Source organism: Meridianimaribacter sp. CL38, from assembly GCF_004328055.1.
Lineage (GTDB): Bacteria > Bacteroidota > Bacteroidia > Flavobacteriales > Flavobacteriaceae > Gaetbulibacter_B > Gaetbulibacter_B jejuensis.
The window spans coordinates 752,462-768,821 of record NZ_QKWS01000001.1 but is presented as its reverse complement, the minus strand read 5'-3'; the positions used below and the strand labels follow the sequence as shown (position 1 = coordinate 768,821).

The following is a 16,360-nucleotide window of genomic DNA, read 5'->3' as shown; positions in this document are numbered from 1 at the left end:
ACAAAACTTTAGAAAGTGCTCAGTGAATTTGTATTAGTCTAAAACTGAGAATTATAAAACTCAGTATATGGTTCAGCAAACTCCTCTGGTGAAAAATAATCTAACACAGGTTTTTTAGATGCTTTTAAGTAATCTTCAAGCTCATTAGGAATTTCTTGAGACCCTTTAATCAAAGCATCTGAATGATCAATAGCAATTTTCATCAAGTTGTTATAATTAGGTGTGTCAAGTACTTTTACAATCTCTTCGTCAATATTGTCGAACTTAACTTTTCCAATCATGTTTTTATCTAACGTACCATCAAAGCTTTGATTGTATATCGAAGTTATTATTTTACTTTCATTAAATAATGGTTCATTTTTATAAAACTCCTTAAGATACAAAGGAAGTAATGATGCCATCCATCCATTTACATGAATAATATCTGGTGACCAATTTAATTTTTTAACTGTTTCGATAACACCTTTAGCAAAGAAAATAGCGCGTTCGTCATTATCAGGGAAAAGATTACCATCTTCATCTGTTAAGGTTGCTTTTCTTTTAAAATACTCTTCATTATCAATAAAATAAACTTGAATACGTTCTTTAGGAATCGAAGCAACTTTAATTATCAAAGGCATATCTAAGTCGTTGATAACTAGGTTTATTCCCGAAAGTCTTATTACTTCGTGTAGTTGATGTCTTCTTTCGTTTATATTTCCATACCTAGGCATAAATATTCGTATTTGACCTCCTTGTTTGTTTACCATTTTTGGAGCCTCAAAAGACATTGAGGAAATTTCAGTTTCTGGTAAATATGGTACAACTTCAGAAGACACATACAATATTCGCTTATCTTTCATAAATCAGTTCGTTTTGGAAATTAAAAATAAAAAACATGCAAAATTACAAAAATTTATGCAGATTGCTAGTAAAATATTAAGTTTGCAAGCTGTTATTTTTTAGTAAACACGTGGAAATTTATCATAAAAAGCAAAATTTAAATCAATTCATTAAAGAATTGAAAGCTCAAAAACTGTCCTTAGGGTTAGTGCCTACAATGGGAGCTTTACACGATGGTCATTTGTCTTTAATCAAAAAAGCGCTTGAAAATAATGACAGGGTTGCTATTTCTATTTTTGTAAATCCAACTCAGTTTGATAACAAGGACGATTTAAAAAAATACCCAAGAACTTTAGAGTCTGATGTAGAGCTGCTTAAAACAGTATCTAACGATATTATTGTGTATGCACCAACGGTTGAAGATGTTTATGGTGATAATGTAGCGTCAGTTAACTATACTTTTGATGGTCTAGAGCATGCTATGGAAGGCAAATTTAGACATGGTCATTTTGACGGAGTTGGTACTATTGTAAAACGTCTTTTTGAAATTGTACAACCAGACAATGCTTATTTTGGAGAAAAAGATTTTCAGCAATTAATGATTATCAAAAAGCTTGTTGAAAAACACAATATTCCAGTAAATGTTGTTGGCTGTCCTATACATAGAGAAAAGGATGGGTTGGCAATGAGTTCTAGAAATACACGTTTAAAACCAGAATACAGAAACGCTTCTCCTTTTATCTATAAAACGTTATTAGCAGCCAAAGAAAAGTTTGGCACAAAAAGTGCTAATACAGTGACGGAATGGGTTGAAAAACAGTTTGAAAATCATGGGTTATTAAAACTAGAATATTTCACAATTGCTGATACCCAAACACTAAAAACAGTAAAACGAAAGTCAAAAGACAAAACATATAGAGCATTTATAGCTGTATATGCAGATGATATAAGACTAATAGATAATATCGCATTAAATTAATTACCTTTGCCTCATGCAAATTCAAGTCGTAAAATCTAAAATTCACAGAGTAAAATGTACAGGTGCTGAACTTAACTACATTGGTAGTATAACTATTGATGAAGACTTAATGGATGCAGCAAACATAATTCAAGGTGAAAAAGTTCAAATTGTAAATAATAACAATGGCGAACGCTTAGAAACCTATTGTATTCCTGGACCTCGAAAAAGTGGCGAAATTACTCTTAATGGTGCTGCAGCAAGAAAAGTATCAGTAGGAGACACGCTTATTTTAATTACCTATGCATTCATGGATATTGAAACAGCAAAAAGCTTTAAACCTTCACTAGTGTTTCCAGACGAAGCAACTAATCTATTAAAGTAAACATTGACAGCAAAAACTAAAAAATTACTTCGCATAGCAATTCCAATTGCTCTTGCTGTATTTTTTGGTTGGTACACCTTTTCTAAACTACCTGTAGATACAATCATTCCTTTTGTAAAATCTGCTAATTATTGGTGGATTGCTTTTGGTGTGTTTTTAGGTGTCTTGAGTCATTTATCAAGGGCTTATAGGTGGAAGTATTTGCTAGAGCCTTTAGGATATACTACCAAATTACCTAATGGAATTATGGCTGTATTTATCGCATATTTAGCTAATTATGGCATTCCAAGATCTGGAGAAGTATTACGAGCAGCAGTACTTACTAATTATGAAAAAGTACCATTTGAAAAAAGCTTTGGAACTATTGTAGCTGAGCGTATGGCAGATTTGGTAGTTATGCTTGGTATTATCTTAGTGACTTTAATTATAGAATACGATTTTATTTTCAATCTTCTTGAGCAATCATTTCAGCCTAAAAAACTAATACTATTAGGTCTTACAGGAATTTTAGCTCTATTTTTAGTATTCATTTATATCAAAAAAAGCAGTTCTAAATTTGCTGTAAAAGTGAAGACCTTCTTCAAAGGATTAATGGAAGGTGTGTTAAGTATTTTTAAAATGAAACATAAATGGGCATTTATTGCTCATACATTGTTCATTTGGGGAATGTATGTTTTAATGTTTTACGTTACTACTTTTGCTTTACCAGATTTAGATAAAGTTACAATTGGAGTAGTGTTGGTTGGTTTTATTTCAGCAAGTTTTACCATTGCAGCAACTAATGGAGGGATTTTTGTCTATCCTGCTGCTGTTATGGCTGCATTTACACTTTTTGGAATTGAAAAAGACCCAAGCTATGCATTTGGGTGGATTATGTGGGCTTCGCAAACCATAATGGTTATTGTTTTAGGAAGTATATCGTTTCTGTACTTACCAATCTACAATAGAATAAAATAATTGTTTACCTTGCAGTAACAATTTTTAATAGGCTAACCATGAAAAAACTTATCCTGCTAATGCTGTTGTGTTTTTCAGCAAACACAATTTATTCACAAGCTAATTACGAATCTATTTTTTCTGAAAAACTAGGAGAAGATAGACAGTTAAAAATACTATTACCAAGAGGTTATAGTGATGATGACAATAAAAAATATCCGTTAATCATTGTTATGGATGGGGATTATTTGTTTGAGGCAGTAGCTGGAAATGTAGATTATTATTCCTATTGGGAAGATATTCCTGAAGCTATTGTTGTAGGTATCAAGCAAGCCGATAAAAGGTTTGACGATTGTATGTATTCTGAACAAAATTCGCTTCCAATTGAAACAGGTGCAGCGTTCTTTGAATTTGTAGGTATGGAACTTATTCCGTATTTGAACAAATCGTACAAAACTGAAAACTTTAGAGTAGCAGTAGGTCATGGAGAAACCGCTAATTTCATTAATTATTATTTACTGAAAGACGTTCCGCTATTTCAAGCTTACATTACTATTAGTCCAGATTTAGCACCAAATATGAATGAGTATTTAGCTGAAAGATTTGGAAAATTAGAGAACAAGATTTTTTATTATTTAGCAACATCAACCAACGACGTTGGTTCAATAAAAGAGGGAACCGAAGCTTTAAATAAAAGTTTAACAGGTTTAGACAATAAAAACCTATTATATAATTTTGATACTTTTGAAGGGCCTTCTCATTATGCTTTACCAGCTCATGCAATTCCTAAAGCTTTAGAAAGTATCTTTTTTGTGTTTCAACCTATTAGTAAAAAAGAATATACCGAAAGTATCTTAAAACTAGACTCTTCTCCAGTAGAATACCTTCAGGAAAAATACACCACAATAAAAGACCTTTTTGGAATTGATAAGAAAATTCTTGTAAACGATTTTAGAGCCATTGAAGCTGCTATTAAAAAGAAAGAGCAGTGGGACTATTTTGAAGATTTAGGCAAAATTGCCAGAAAAGAATATCCTGATACACTTTTAGGACATTATTATTTAGCTCAGTTTTATGAGCAAACAGGAGAGCCTAAAAAAGCAATGAAAACTTATAGGTCTGCTTATATTTTAGAAGAAATAGGAGGCATCACAAAAGACTTAATGCTAGAAAAGGCAGATGAGATTAAAGCAGATTTTGGGTACTAAATTATAATAAAAATATAAATTCCTTCTCCTTTGGAGAGGTTGTTAGGAAAGGTTAATGGCTAAAGTAAAAACAACATTTTTCTGTCAAAATTGTGGCGCACAATACTCTAAATGGCAAGGACAATGTACAGCCTGTAAAGAGTGGAATACCATTGCTGAAGAACTCATTCAAAAACCAGAAAAAAGCGACTGGAAAACTCCCGAAAAGGCTTCAACAAAACGCGTTTCAAAACCGTTATTGATCAATGAAATTGACACAGCCCAAGAAGCACGTTTAAACACCCAAGACCATGAGTTTAATCGTGTTTTAGGTGGTGGATTGGTTCCTGGATCGTTAACGCTTTTAGGAGGCGAACCTGGAATTGGAAAAAGCACGTTACTACTTCAAATAGCTTTAAAATTACCATACAAAACACTTTATGTTTCAGGTGAAGAAAGCCAAAAGCAAATAAAAATGCGTGCCGAACGTATTAACCCAAACAGTAGCAATTGTTATATTTTAACCGAAACCAAAACACAAAACATTTTTAGGCAAATTGAAGAGTTAGAACCAGATATTGTTGTTGTAGATTCTATTCAAACATTGCATAGCGATTATATCGAGTCGTCTTCAGGTAGTATTTCGCAAATTAAGGAGTGTACTACAGAGCTTATCAAATTTGCCAAGGAAACTGCAACACCTGTAATTTTGATTGGTCATATCACCAAAGATGGTAATATAGCTGGTCCAAAAATATTGGAGCACATGGTGGATACGGTTTTACAATTTGAAGGTGACCGAAATCATGTGTTTAGAATCCTTAGAGCCAATAAAAACCGATTTGGGTCTACTAACGAACTCGGAATTTACGAAATGCAAGGTTCTGGTTTACGAGAAGTTACCAACCCAAGCGAGATATTAATTTCAGAAAAAGATGAAGCCTTAAGTGGTAACGCTATTGCAGCAACTCTAGAAGGTATGCGACCTTTAATGATAGAAGTGCAAGCTTTGGTAAGTACAGCGGTTTATGGTACGCCACAGCGTAGCGCCACAGGTTTTAATGCAAAACGCTTAAACATGCTTTTAGCGGTTTTAGAAAAACGAGCTGGTTTTCGCTTAGGTGCAAAAGATGTCTTTCTAAACATCACAGGTGGTATTACTGTTGATGATCCTGCAATAGATTTAGCGGTTGTAGCTGCCATTTTATCATCTAATGAAGACGAGGCTTTGCAAAGCGATTTTTGTTTTGCTGCTGAGGTTGGTTTGTCTGGTGAAATTAGACCTGTTCAACGTGTTGAGCAACGTATTTTAGAGGCTGAAAAATTAGGGTTTTCAACTATTTTCGTATCTAAATACAATAAAATCTCACTCAAGAATACAGTTATCAAGATTCAATTGATTTCGAAAATTGAGGATTTGGTAGATTTTATTGTTTAAAAAAAAATCAAATGAAAATAAGAATAGTAATTGTTTTTTTAATTTTTGCTTCATGTAGTCCAAAAATTACCCGAGAAGCTAACAGTGTTAAGTCTTTTGAAGATTTAAAAGAAGAAATAATAGCATTTAAAAATTACGAAAAAGAGGTTAAAAACAATAAAAATTTAAAGCAAGAGATTACAGAAGGAGCGTTGACAGATACATTAGGATTTAAAGATGTTGGAAGATTTAAACATTCTGTATTCTATAATGAGAAAACAAATGAACTCTTTAGGATAAAGAATATAGAAATAACTGATAAGACACTAGTTGAAAATTATTACTTTAAAAATGGTGAATTTTATTTCGTTTTAGTTGGTGAAACGGAAGCTTCTTATCCTCAATATCTATACTTTACAACAAAAGGATCTACAGTAGAGCATGCAAGGGAATTTGCTAGACTTTCTAAAAAGGCTGAAATATTTAAAAGAGACTTTGAGAAAACACATTGATTCCTTTAGATTGTATACAAAATAGTTTTAGACCATTTCAATGACTATTTTACTAAAAATCATTAATTTCGCACGTCGAAACGAATTAATGATATAATGAGTAAGAAATTCCCTGAATATAAAGGTCTTGACTTACCAAAAGTTGCTGAAGAAATTGGTAATTATTGGCAAGAAAATAACGTATTTGAAAAAAGTGTAACCACACGTGAAAACGCTAAACCATTTGTGTTTTTTGAAGGGCCTCCTTCTGCAAACGGTTTACCTGGTGTACACCACGTTTTAGCACGTGCTATCAAAGATATTTTTCCGCGCTACAAAACCATGAAAGGTTTCCAAGTAAAACGTAAAGCTGGTTGGGATACCCACGGATTACCTATTGAGTTAGGTGTGGAAAAAGAATTGGGAATTACAAAAGAAGATATTGGTAAAACCATTTCGGTTGAAGATTACAACGCTGCCTGCCGTAAAGCGGTTATGCGTTATACCGATGTTTGGAATGACCTGACTCAAAAAATGGGTTACTGGGTTGATATGGACGATCCATACATCACCTACGAACCTAAATACATGGAATCGGTTTGGTGGTTACTAAAGCAGATATACAACAAAAGTTTGTTGTATAAAGGTTATACCATTCAACCATATTCGCCAAAAGCTGGTACAGGATTAAGTTCGCATGAGTTGAACCAACCAGGAACCTATCAAGATGTAACAGATACAACGGTTGTTGCGCAGTTTAAAGCTAATGAAGCATCGCTTCCTGACTTTTTACAAAACGAAGGAACTATTCATTTCTTGGCTTGGACTACCACACCTTGGACGCTTCCAAGTAATACAGCTTTAACGGTTGGCCCTAAAATAAATTATGTTTTAGTTGAAACCTATAACCAATATACGTTTGAACCAATTAACGTTGTGCTAGCAAAACCGTTAGTTAACAAGCAATTTGACGGAAAGTTTAAGCGTGTTGAAACAAAACCAGAATTATTAGAATATTCATCTGGAGACAAGAAAATACCATACTACGTTGTAAAAGAATTTAAAGGAGCCGATTTAGTAGGTATTACGTATGAGCAATTATTGCCTTATGCGTTACCAAACGACAATCCTGAAAATGCCTTTAGAGTTATTGCTGGAGATTTCGTAACGACTGAAGATGGTACTGGTATTGTTCATACAGCGCCAACTTTTGGTGCAGATGATGCTTTGGTTGCTAAACAAGCAACACCAGAAGTGCCACCAATGTTAGTAAAAGATGCCAATGGAAACTTGGTGCCTTTAGTAGATTTACAAGGTAAATTCCGTCCAGAAATGGGTGAATTTGCAGGTAAATATGTAAAAAACGAATATTATAATGATGGCGAAGCTCCTGAAAAATCAGTTGATGTAGAGTTAGCTATCAAATTAAAAACCGAAAATAAAGCCTTTAAGGTTGAAAAATACAAACACAGCTATCCTAACTGTTGGAGAACTGATAAGCCAATTCTATACTATCCGTTAGATTCTTGGTTTATTAAAGTAACCGATGTTAAGGACAGAATGTTTGAATTGAATGAAACCATTAACTGGAAACCAAAAGCAACAGGAACTGGTCGTTTTGGAAATTGGCTTGCTAATGCCAACGATTGGAACTTATCGCGTTCGCGTTATTGGGGAATTCCGTTGCCAATTTGGAGAACCGAAGATGGTAAAGAAGAAATCTGTATTGGTTCGGTTGAAGAACTAAAAGCTGAAATGGCTAAAGCTGTTGAGGCTGGCGTAATGAAAGCTGATATTTTTGCTGATTTTGAAGTAGGAAACAATTCCGAAGAAAACTATGCAAAGTTAGATTTACATAAAAACATTGTAGATGAAATTGTGCTTGTGTCACCATCAGGACAACCAATGAAGCGCGAAAGCGACTTAATTGATGTTTGGTTTGATTCAGGTTCTATGCCTTATGCACAATGGCATTATCCGTTTGAAAACAAAGAAAAAATAGACAACAACACTTCATTCCCTGCCGATTTTATCGCAGAAGGTGTTGACCAAACACGTGGTTGGTTCTATACGCTACATGCTATTGGAACGATGGTGTTTGATTCGGTAGCTTATAAAAACGTAGTGTCTAACGGATTGGTATTAGACAAAAACGGACAAAAAATGTCTAAACGTTTAGGTAATGCTACAGATCCTTTTGAAACCTTATCAACTTATGGTGCTGATGCCACACGTTGGTACATGATTTCAAACGCAAACCCTTGGGATAACCTAAAATTTGATGTAGATGGCATTGAGGAAGTAAAACGTAAATTCTTCGGAACACTTTACAATACCTACTCATTCTTTAGTTTATATACCAATTTAGATAAATTCAATTATAGCGAAGCTGATATTCCTTTAGAAGAACGTCCAGAGTTAGACCGTTGGATTTTATCTGAACTACATACGCTTATCAAGAAGGTAGATGAGTTTTATGCAGAATACGAACCTACAAGAGCAGCAAGAGCTATATCAGACTTTACACAAGAATATTTAAGTAACTGGTATGTGCGTTTAAGTAGAAGACGTTTTTGGAAAGGCGATTACCAAACCGATAAAATTTCGGCTTATCAAACGCTTTATACCTGTATGGTAACGCTTGCTAAATTAGGCGCGCCAATTGCACCATTTTATATGGATAAACTTTACCAAGACTTAACACAAGTAACACAAAAAGAAAACTTTGAGAGTGTACATTTGGCAGAGTTTCCAAAATACGATGAAAGCTTTGTAGATAAAAGTTTAGAACGTAAAATGGAGAATGCGCAAACAATATCGTCGTTGGTATTGTCGTTAAGAGCAAAGGAGAAGATTAAAGTGCGTCAACCATTGCAAAAAATTATGATTCCTGTTGATAGTGAACAACAAAAGGAAGAAATTCTTGCAGTTGCCGATTTAATAAAACATGAAGTTAACATTAAAGAAATTGAATTGTTAAGCGACGCTTCAGACATTTTAGTAAAACAAATAAAGCCTAATTTTAAAGCGTTAGGACCACGTTTTGGTAAAGATATGAAGCTTATTGCTGGAGCAATTTCTAAGTTTACTTCAGAAGATATTAAAAAAATCGAGCAAAATGGTGTTTTAGATGTTGAAGTTAACGGAAAAAACATTACTTTAGAACTCGCTGATGTTGAGATAACATCTCAAGATATCGAAGGTTGGCTTGTTGCTAACGAAGGTGCTTTAACAGTAGCACTCGATGTTACACTTACTGATAATTTACGAAGAGAAGGGATTGCTCGTGAGCTCGTAAACCGTATTCAAAATTTACGTAAAGATTCAGGCTTTGAAGTTACAGACAGAATTAATGTTGTACTTCAAAAAGATGATAATATTGTTAAAGCCATAGATACAAATCTTGAGTATATCAAAACAGAAACTTTAACCGAAGAACTTGAAATTATGGACACTGTAAACAATGGTATAGAAATTGCTTTTGATGATGTAAATACCAAATTGTTTATTCAAAAACATTAGAGAATATGGCAGCAGAAACAAACGTAAGATACTCTGATAAAGATTTAGCAGAATTTAAAGCTTTAATACAAGAGAAAATAGATAAAGCAGAGCACGATTTAGAATTAATTAAAAGTGCTTATATGAATGACCTCAATAATGGTACTGATGATACCTCTCCAACGTTTAAAGCCTTTGAAGAAGGTAGTGAAACAATGAGTAAAGAAGCAAACTCACAGTTGGCTATTCGTCAGGAAAAATTCATTCGCGATTTAAAAAATGCTATTATTAGAATAGAAAATAAAACTTATGGCATTTGTCGTGTTACAGGAAAGCTTATCAATAAAGAACGTTTAAAGCTTGTGCCACATGCTACACTTAGTATTGAAGCTAAAAATATGCAACAATAACATTCTCATAAAAGTGAGAACCTCGTGATATTGTAACGAGTTTAAGTAACTATAATTAGCGTCTTGCTCATGGCAAGACGTTTTTATTTTTAATAAAATAATAGTTTATTTTTGCACCCAAATATGTCATTAAAAAAAGCAACACTCTTAATAATTGTAATACTACTTATTGACCAAATAAGTAAAGTATACATTAAAACGAATTTTTCACTAACCGAAAGAGCAATAGTTTTTGATTGGTTTCAAATAGTATTTGTTGAAAACGATGGAATGGCTTGGGGAACTAAACTCAGCGATTTTGTTACTTTTATTTCTGATAGAACAGCTAAACTTTGCCTAACACTTTTTAGAATAGTAGCTGTTGTTGGTATTGGATATTGGCTAGTAACTTCGGTTAAAAAAAATGCATCCAAAACACTAACCATTGCAGTTTCTTTAATATTTGCTGGTGCTTTAGGTAACATTATAGATTCAGTATTTTATGGTGTTTTATTCGATTCTAGCTCTAACCAGGTTGCCTCATTTTTACCGCAAGATGGTGGTTACGATTCGTTATTTCATGGTAAGGTTGTAGATATGCTTCATTTTCCTATTTGGAAAGGTGTTTTGCCTAATTGGATTCCGTTTTATGGCGGAAAGTACTTTACATTTTTTGAACCTGTTTTTAATATTGCTGATATGGCAATAAGTACTGGAATAGGAATTTTAATCTTCTTTAATAAAAAAGCGTTCAATTAAGCTTATATTAGTTTCTTAAAAATCATTCTTTTATGAAGCTAAAACATTTTTTAAGTCTTTTTGTATTCGTTTATTGTGCTAATACTTTACATTCCCAAAATTATTTCGGAATACATTTTCCTAATCAAGGCGAGCAACAAGTTTGTCAAAAGTTCAATCAGGCTTTTGTAAACAGACCTAAAGAATCAAAGTTTGCAATAAAACGTGAAAACTCTAATCTGTTTTTTGAAACCAATGATAAAGAATGGTTCAATGCTCTTTTTACAAATATAACCGACGGAATTGCTATAGATATAGTAGATAAAGACCGTTATGCTTGTAGTGTAGCGTCAATAGAACAAGTGCAAATTAAAGGAACACTTTTACCACCTGTATATGCTAAAAAGCTAAAAGCAGGTCTTAAAAAAAGCAGTGAAACATCATATAGGGTTTTAGTAGGTCGTATTCCTGCAAACCTTATGAATAAAGAACTAGAGTTTAATATTCTCTTTTTAAGCGATAAAAACCTGTGTCAATATTATGTAATTTATGATCTAGAGTCTTACCCTTGGGATTTATTGGATATGGGAATGTATCTAGATTCTGTAACCTATAATGCAAAACAGATAAAAGCCAACGCTAAGGACGCTTACATTATAAAGAATAAAACCTTAAAGTTTAAAATTCCTTTTGAAAAGAATAAATCAGAATACTCTCCTGAAGATATTAAACCTATTTATGATTCACTTCGCTTAACCGATTATTACATAAAAGCAATAAAAATAAAAGCTTATGCATCGGTTGAAGGTAGCTTGGAACGTAATATAGAACTACAGCAACAGCGTGCAGCAAGTATTGCGAATGCACTACAATCGTTTCAAAAACCATCTATAAAAAATGACATTTCGTCTTCTGAGAATTGGGTGGAATTTCTAAATGCTATTGAAAATACCAAATACAGTGATTTAAAAGAGTTAAGTAAATCAGAAATTAAAGCAAAACTCGTTGGTAGTTTGTCTACTGAAATGGAACCAATTTTAAAAAACCATCGAAAAGCTTTAGTGGAGTTGGAACTTGAAAAAAAGGACAAGTACAAGGATTTGAGTGGAACAGAACTGGTAAACAAGTTTAATACAGCACTAACCCAAGACCAACTTGATGAGGCATTGCAAATTCAAAATTCGCTTTTCGAAAAATTAAAGAGCAAAGAAGTTTCACCAGATCATATAGGTAAACTTCAAGTACCAAATCAATTAAAATACCTTACGTTTTTGAATAAAAATTCAGCAATGAAATATATGTTGGAAGAGCCTCAAATAGTAATTGTTTATAACGAATTGCAACAGCTAGAAAAACTGTCACCAAAAGACAAACGTGTAAAGTACAACATTGCAGCTATTGAGCTTAAGTTGTGGCGATACAAAGCAATGGATATTGATAAAAACAAACTTAAAAGCAAAATAAATGCTTTAAAAACATATGGTATTAATCAGGAACTAATCTCTAGAATGCTGGTGAATTATCATATTATTGAAGCTGAAAATTTAATGCGAAAACGCGATTATGCCAACAAGGACAAAGCTGTTTCGTATATTAAAAACAGTTATAAAAATTTTTATTTATCAGACTATGATTATCTAAGTTTAGCGCAGTTTTTTAGCTATTACGCTAATACTGATATGGCTGTGGAACTATTAAGCCCAAAAGCAAAAAGCATTGATATTGACGAAAACTTGCTGTTTTACTATTTGAATTTAACCATCATAAATCCTGAACTTACACAAACATCAGATTATAGAACTATTATGCTAAATGCATTAAACATGAACAAAACACGCTATTGTAAATTGTTTAATCCTTATGGTGAAGGTGGAGTTACATTTCAGTTGTTGGAAGATAGTTATTTAAGAACAACCTATTGTGAGAGTTGTGAAAATTAAGTGTCATTAATGGTTTGAAAAAGTCTAAAGACATATTGATAATTATTTTTTTGGTTCTTGTAATTTCAGTTTTGATTTATTTGGTTAGCATGTTTTTTCATGTTCAAAAGAAATATCGCGAAATTCCAATTGAAAAAAATGAAGTTGTTAAAACGCCAAAATTAGATGTTAACTCTAGTTTAGTTGAATTTTTAAAAAATCCAATAGATTTACAGAAATTTAAAAGCGACAAAAAGAGAAATGTCACTACAACAGTTACTAATGGAATGAATTACTACTTCTCCCCAAAATTTAAAGATTCAATTTTTTATAAATACAATTTTATAACAGAAAAAGAAGGAGGTAAGCTTGGAATTAATAAACTAGTTGTCTTTAAATATGGAGAAAGCAAACACAAGTATGACGATTCAACAGAAATATTGATAGAGCTAAAGATTTCTAATAAAGATGTAAGTTTAAAGAAAGCAAACCTTGTTGGAACCACAAAAAAAGATATAGAATCTAAATTTGGAAAAGATTATTTAGTCTTTGAAAAAGGAATAGTTTATTCTCACAAAGACAAAGTGTTAATAATTGAGTTTAACGATTCTATAGTTAGTTCATTTAAATATATAAGATTAAACACTAATGTAATTGATGATGAGTTAATCCGAAAAATTAAAGAGAGCAATTAAACCTATATATGGTTTTAGGCGTCACGCAATAATCTAAAGTTACGTCACTTTCAAAAGTGTCTTCAATTTGGGTTTCTGCTTCAAAAAAAGACAGTCCAATTTTTAGTGTTTCAGGGTTGCATTGCGACAAGAATTTATCATAAAATCCTTTGCCATAACCTACACGATGACCTTGTTTATCAAAAGCTAAAAGCGGAACAAAAACAACATCTATTTTTTCCGAAGGAATTGCAATACCATCAACTGGTTCTGGGATATTATAATGGTTTTTCTTAATAATCGTTGCATCAGTTAATAGAAAATGAGTCATTTCATACGTGTTGAAATCACTTTTTGAAATCACTATGTTTTTATCTTTTCCAGAGAGTATATTTAAAATAAAATCGGTATTGATTTCCTTTTGTTCTTCAATAGATAAAAAAATATGATAAAACGATTTGTCCCAAATATCTAATTGGAGTAACGCATTTGCAATTTGAAGACTCAAATCATCAACATCATCTAGTGTTAAAGCGTTGCGTTTTTGTTTATAAGTTGCTCTTAAGGTGGCTTTTTTCACTTGAAGAGGGTTTTAATTTAGTGGTAATATGAAAAAGGGCATCACCTTGATATACAATAGGAGATTCATTAACATTAATAATATAACCCGAAAAAGAAGCTCTCACAAAATGGTTGAATTTTCCGTAAGGGTCAGTAATATTACCAATAATATCTCCTTTAGTCACTTCAGAACTTATTTGAACTGAAGCTCTAAACATACCTGAAATATTTGCACGTTGCCAACGACTGTCTAAAATATAAACAGGATTGTTTTTAGGTTTAGACACCTTAAACTTTGTAGATAACATACCTAAATGATTTAAGACGCGTTTAGCTCCATTTACACCAGTATTGGTAATGTTGTTATCAATATGATTAGATTTTCCGCCTTCAAACAATAGTACAGGTTTACCATGTTTGCTTAACACGCTTCTAAACGATTTTTTAATGTTTTTTGAGTACAGTACAAAAGGTGCATTAAAAATGTTTGCTAGTAAATCAAGCTCAGGATTGTTTTTTACAATACGCATTTGAGGTGCATTAAAACGACCTGCTCCTCCAGTATGAAAGTCGACTACAACATCTACATCAGGAATAACTTCGGTAACTAATTTATTGGCAACTCTACTAGCCAAAGAGCCTTTTTTTGTGCCTGGAAATACACGGTTTAAATCTCTTCCGTCTGGGAACTCTCTGTTGAGATTAATAAACCCAAACACATTAATTACAGGTAGGCATACAATAGTTCCGCACTTAGGTTTATTGATGCCTTTTGCTATAATTTGACGTACAATTTCAACACCATTAACTTCATCACCATGAATACCTGCGGTAAATAAAACTACAGGTCCAGGTTTTTTAGAACGTTCAATAATTACAGGAACATCAACACTAGAGGAAGTATGCAAATTAGCAACACCAAAACTAAGTTCACAGCTTTCGCCAACTTTAATATCGCGTCCTAAAATTGTTATTACTTTCCTCTGTTTGTAGGTCATGTTCTGTTTCTTTCTATATAAGTGATAATAGCTTTTGCTATATTTTTCCCTGTTGCACCTTCAATGCCTTCAAGTCCTGGAGTAGAGTTGACTTCCAATAACAAAGGTCCTCTTGCCGATTGCAGCATATCAACACCGCAAACAGGTAATTTTAAAGCGCGAGATGCTTGCATTGCTAATCGTAGTTCAGCATCGTCTAGTTTTACTACTTCAGCAGTTCCGCCTCTATGTAAGTTAGACCTAAATTCGCCTTCTTTACCTTGGCGTTTCATGGCACCAACCACATGTCCATCAACAACTAAAGCTCTTAAATCGGCTCCTTTTGCTTCTTTAATAAACTCTTGAACAATAACTCTTGCTTGTAAACCATTAAAGGCCTCCAACACTGATTCGGCAGCGTTTTTCGTTTCAGCTAAAACAACTCCTAAACCTTGTGTGCCTTCTAAAAGTTTAATAATTACAGGTGTTCCGCCAACATGTTCAATAACTTCTTCAACGTCTCTAGAGTAGTTAGTGAAAACCGTTTTTGGCATACCAACACCAGCTTTACTTAGGCGTTGTAAACTGCGCAACTTATCTCTTGAACGTACAATGGCATCAGAGGTTACAGTTGTAAATACATTCATCATTTCAAACTGTCTTACTACAGCGCAACCGTAAAAGGTTACCGAAGTTCCAATTCGAGGAATGATAGCATCTACATAATCCAAATATCTATCTTTATAATAGATGGTTGGTTTTTCTTTTTCAATAATAATATCACATTTTAAAGGGTCAATAACTTCAACGATATGACCTCTTTTTTCTCCTTCATCGATTAATCGACGTGTTGAATACAAATGCGAATTTCTAGATAGAATGACAATGTTCATGGATGCTGGTATTGTATGATACATTTTGTTGATTAACGTCAACAAGAAATTTCTTGCTCAAAAACTGTCTGCCAATGAGTACAGGAAATTTCATATCATCTCTAGTGCTTAAAGTTAAGTTAATCTTATACGTTTTACCAAAAAATATAATGGTTGATTTTATTTTAAATCTATTTTCCTTAAAACCATTGCTACTTTTTACGTCAGTACGAGTATAGCTGTCAAACACAACTTCTTTTCCGCTAAAATTAGGATGACCAGCACTGTAAAATGTGCAAAAAAGTTTGTTGTCTTTTTCAATAATTTTTGAACAATGTATGGCAGAGGTGTAAGCACCTGTATCTATCTTAACATCAATGCTAAAAAGACCTAGCGTAGGAAAATCTACTCTGTCAATTCTGCCAATAATTTGTTTTGTCATGTGTTTTTTTACGTTTTAAAAAAGTGGCGCAATGTAGTAAATAAGTTAATTCAAAAAATTTTAAAAATCATAAATTTTTCACGCTAAAAAA

16 protein-coding genes are annotated in these 16,360 nt (G+C 32.8%); 11 read left to right on the top strand and 5 right to left on the bottom strand.

Annotated features, from left to right (window positions below; genetic code table 11):
* Window positions 1-38: 38 nt before the first annotated feature.
* The gene (locus DMZ43_RS03505) at window positions 39-842 is read right to left on the bottom strand and encodes a glycogen/starch synthase (protein WP_131506237.1); all 804 of its coding nucleotides are present in this window, start codon (window positions 840-842) and stop codon (window positions 39-41) included.
* A gap of 110 nt (window positions 843-952) precedes the next feature.
* On the opposite strand from DMZ43_RS03505, the gene panC reads away from it, so the two are divergent.
* From panC to DMZ43_RS03450, 11 genes are all read left to right on the top strand, one after another.
* The gene (gene panC / locus DMZ43_RS03500; RefSeq protein WP_131506236.1) at window positions 953-1,801 is read left to right on the top strand and encodes a pantoate--beta-alanine ligase; all 849 of its coding nucleotides are present in this window, start codon (window positions 953-955) and stop codon (window positions 1,799-1,801) included.
* Window positions 1,802-1,814: 13 nt separating this feature from the next.
* Window positions 1,815-2,165 carry an aspartate 1-decarboxylase gene (panD, locus tag DMZ43_RS03495; RefSeq protein ID WP_129759595.1) on the top strand — a complete coding sequence of 117 codons (351 nt, stop codon included), beginning with the start codon at window positions 1,815-1,817 and terminating at the stop codon, window positions 2,163-2,165.
* Window positions 2,166-2,168: 3 nt separating this feature from the next.
* Window positions 2,169-3,122 (top strand): lysylphosphatidylglycerol synthase transmembrane domain-containing protein, encoded by a 954-nt coding sequence (locus DMZ43_RS03490; RefSeq protein ID WP_131506235.1) that lies wholly within the window; start codon window positions 2,169-2,171, stop codon window positions 3,120-3,122.
* 38 nt (window positions 3,123-3,160) lie between these two features.
* Window positions 3,161-4,309, top strand: coding sequence for an alpha/beta hydrolase (locus DMZ43_RS03485; RefSeq protein ID WP_131506234.1), 1,149 nt, complete (start codon window positions 3,161-3,163; stop codon window positions 4,307-4,309).
* A gap of 55 nt (window positions 4,310-4,364) precedes the next feature.
* A complete protein-coding gene (gene radA / locus DMZ43_RS03480; RefSeq protein ID WP_131506233.1) occupies window positions 4,365-5,726 on the top strand; it encodes a DNA repair protein RadA in 1,362 nt (453 codons plus the stop codon).
* Between the two features lie 11 nt (window positions 5,727-5,737).
* On the top strand, window positions 5,738-6,217 hold the full coding sequence (locus DMZ43_RS03475; protein WP_131506232.1) for a hypothetical protein: 480 nt from the start codon (window positions 5,738-5,740) through the stop codon (window positions 6,215-6,217).
* A 96-nt stretch (window positions 6,218-6,313) separates the two neighbouring features.
* Window positions 6,314-9,718: an isoleucine--tRNA ligase gene (gene ileS, locus DMZ43_RS03470; RefSeq protein WP_131506231.1), complete on the top strand. Its 3,405-nt coding sequence runs from the start codon at window positions 6,314-6,316 to the stop codon at window positions 9,716-9,718.
* 5 nt (window positions 9,719-9,723) lie between these two features.
* Window positions 9,724-10,107, top strand: a complete 384-nt coding sequence (locus tag DMZ43_RS03465) for a TraR/DksA C4-type zinc finger protein (protein WP_129759590.1) — start codon at window positions 9,724-9,726, stop codon at window positions 10,105-10,107.
* 123 nt (window positions 10,108-10,230) lie between these two features.
* Window positions 10,231-10,845 carry a lipoprotein signal peptidase gene (locus DMZ43_RS03460; protein WP_131506230.1) on the top strand — a complete coding sequence of 205 codons (615 nt, stop codon included), beginning with the start codon at window positions 10,231-10,233 and terminating at the stop codon, window positions 10,843-10,845.
* 32 nt (window positions 10,846-10,877) lie between these two features.
* Window positions 10,878-12,764: a hypothetical protein gene (locus tag DMZ43_RS03455; RefSeq protein ID WP_131506229.1), complete on the top strand. Its 1,887-nt coding sequence runs from the start codon at window positions 10,878-10,880 to the stop codon at window positions 12,762-12,764.
* A gap of 14 nt (window positions 12,765-12,778) precedes the next feature.
* On the top strand, window positions 12,779-13,438 hold the full coding sequence (locus DMZ43_RS03450) for a hypothetical protein (protein ID WP_131506228.1): 660 nt from the start codon (window positions 12,779-12,781) through the stop codon (window positions 13,436-13,438).
* On the opposite strand, the gene DMZ43_RS03445 is transcribed toward DMZ43_RS03450, so the two are convergent.
* Genes DMZ43_RS03445 through DMZ43_RS03430 form a run of 4 tightly spaced genes read right to left on the bottom strand, consistent with a single transcriptional unit; the run spans window position 13,422 to window position 16,269 of the window.
* Complete coding sequence (locus DMZ43_RS03445) at window positions 13,422-13,997, bottom strand: 5-formyltetrahydrofolate cyclo-ligase (protein ID WP_131506227.1); 576 nt, start codon at window positions 13,995-13,997, stop codon at window positions 13,422-13,424. The two genes, DMZ43_RS03450 and DMZ43_RS03445, sit on opposite strands and share 17 nt — an antisense overlap.
* Complete coding sequence (locus DMZ43_RS03440) at window positions 13,966-14,976, bottom strand: succinylglutamate desuccinylase/aspartoacylase family protein (RefSeq protein ID WP_131506226.1); 1,011 nt, start codon at window positions 14,974-14,976, stop codon at window positions 13,966-13,968. Before DMZ43_RS03440 ends, DMZ43_RS03445 begins: the two co-directional genes overlap by 32 nt.
* On the bottom strand, window positions 14,973-15,848 hold the full coding sequence (gene rimK / locus DMZ43_RS03435) for a 30S ribosomal protein S6--L-glutamate ligase (RefSeq protein WP_129759584.1): 876 nt from the start codon (window positions 15,846-15,848) through the stop codon (window positions 14,973-14,975). Before rimK ends, DMZ43_RS03440 begins: the two co-directional genes overlap by 4 nt.
* Entirely contained in the window at window positions 15,826-16,269 is a 444-nt protein-coding gene (locus DMZ43_RS03430; protein ID WP_129759583.1) for a RimK/LysX family protein, read from the bottom strand. Before DMZ43_RS03430 ends, rimK begins: the two co-directional genes overlap by 23 nt.
* Between the last annotated feature and the right edge of the window lie 91 nt (window positions 16,270-16,360).

Excerpts from the sequence above, each read along its gene's own strand:
- panD (WP_129759595.1), top strand. The coding sequence starts at position 1,815 with ATGCAAATTCAAGTCGTAAAATCTAAAATTCACAGAGTAAAATGTACA.
- DMZ43_RS03430 (WP_129759583.1), bottom strand. The coding sequence starts at position 16,269 with ATGACAAAACAAATTATTGGCAGAATTGACAGAGTAGATTTTCCTACG.
- DMZ43_RS03440 (WP_131506226.1), bottom strand. The coding sequence starts at position 14,976 with ATGACCTACAAACAGAGGAAAGTAATAACAATTTTAGGACGCGATATT.
- DMZ43_RS03465 (WP_129759590.1), top strand. The coding sequence starts at position 9,724 with ATGGCAGCAGAAACAAACGTAAGATACTCTGATAAAGATTTAGCAGAA.
- DMZ43_RS03455 (WP_131506229.1), top strand. The coding sequence starts at position 10,878 with ATGAAGCTAAAACATTTTTTAAGTCTTTTTGTATTCGTTTATTGTGCT.
- radA (WP_131506233.1), top strand. The coding sequence starts at position 4,365 with ATGGCTAAAGTAAAAACAACATTTTTCTGTCAAAATTGTGGCGCACAA.
- DMZ43_RS03460 (WP_131506230.1), top strand. The coding sequence starts at position 10,231 with ATGTCATTAAAAAAAGCAACACTCTTAATAATTGTAATACTACTTATT.
- ileS (WP_131506231.1), top strand. The coding sequence starts at position 6,314 with ATGAGTAAGAAATTCCCTGAATATAAAGGTCTTGACTTACCAAAAGTT.
- DMZ43_RS03485 (WP_131506234.1), top strand. The coding sequence starts at position 3,161 with ATGAAAAAACTTATCCTGCTAATGCTGTTGTGTTTTTCAGCAAACACA.
- DMZ43_RS03505 (WP_131506237.1), bottom strand. The coding sequence starts at position 842 with ATGAAAGATAAGCGAATATTGTATGTGTCTTCTGAAGTTGTACCATAT.
- rimK (WP_129759584.1), bottom strand. The coding sequence starts at position 15,848 with ATGAACATTGTCATTCTATCTAGAAATTCGCATTTGTATTCAACACGT.
- DMZ43_RS03475 (WP_131506232.1), top strand. The coding sequence starts at position 5,738 with ATGAAAATAAGAATAGTAATTGTTTTTTTAATTTTTGCTTCATGTAGT.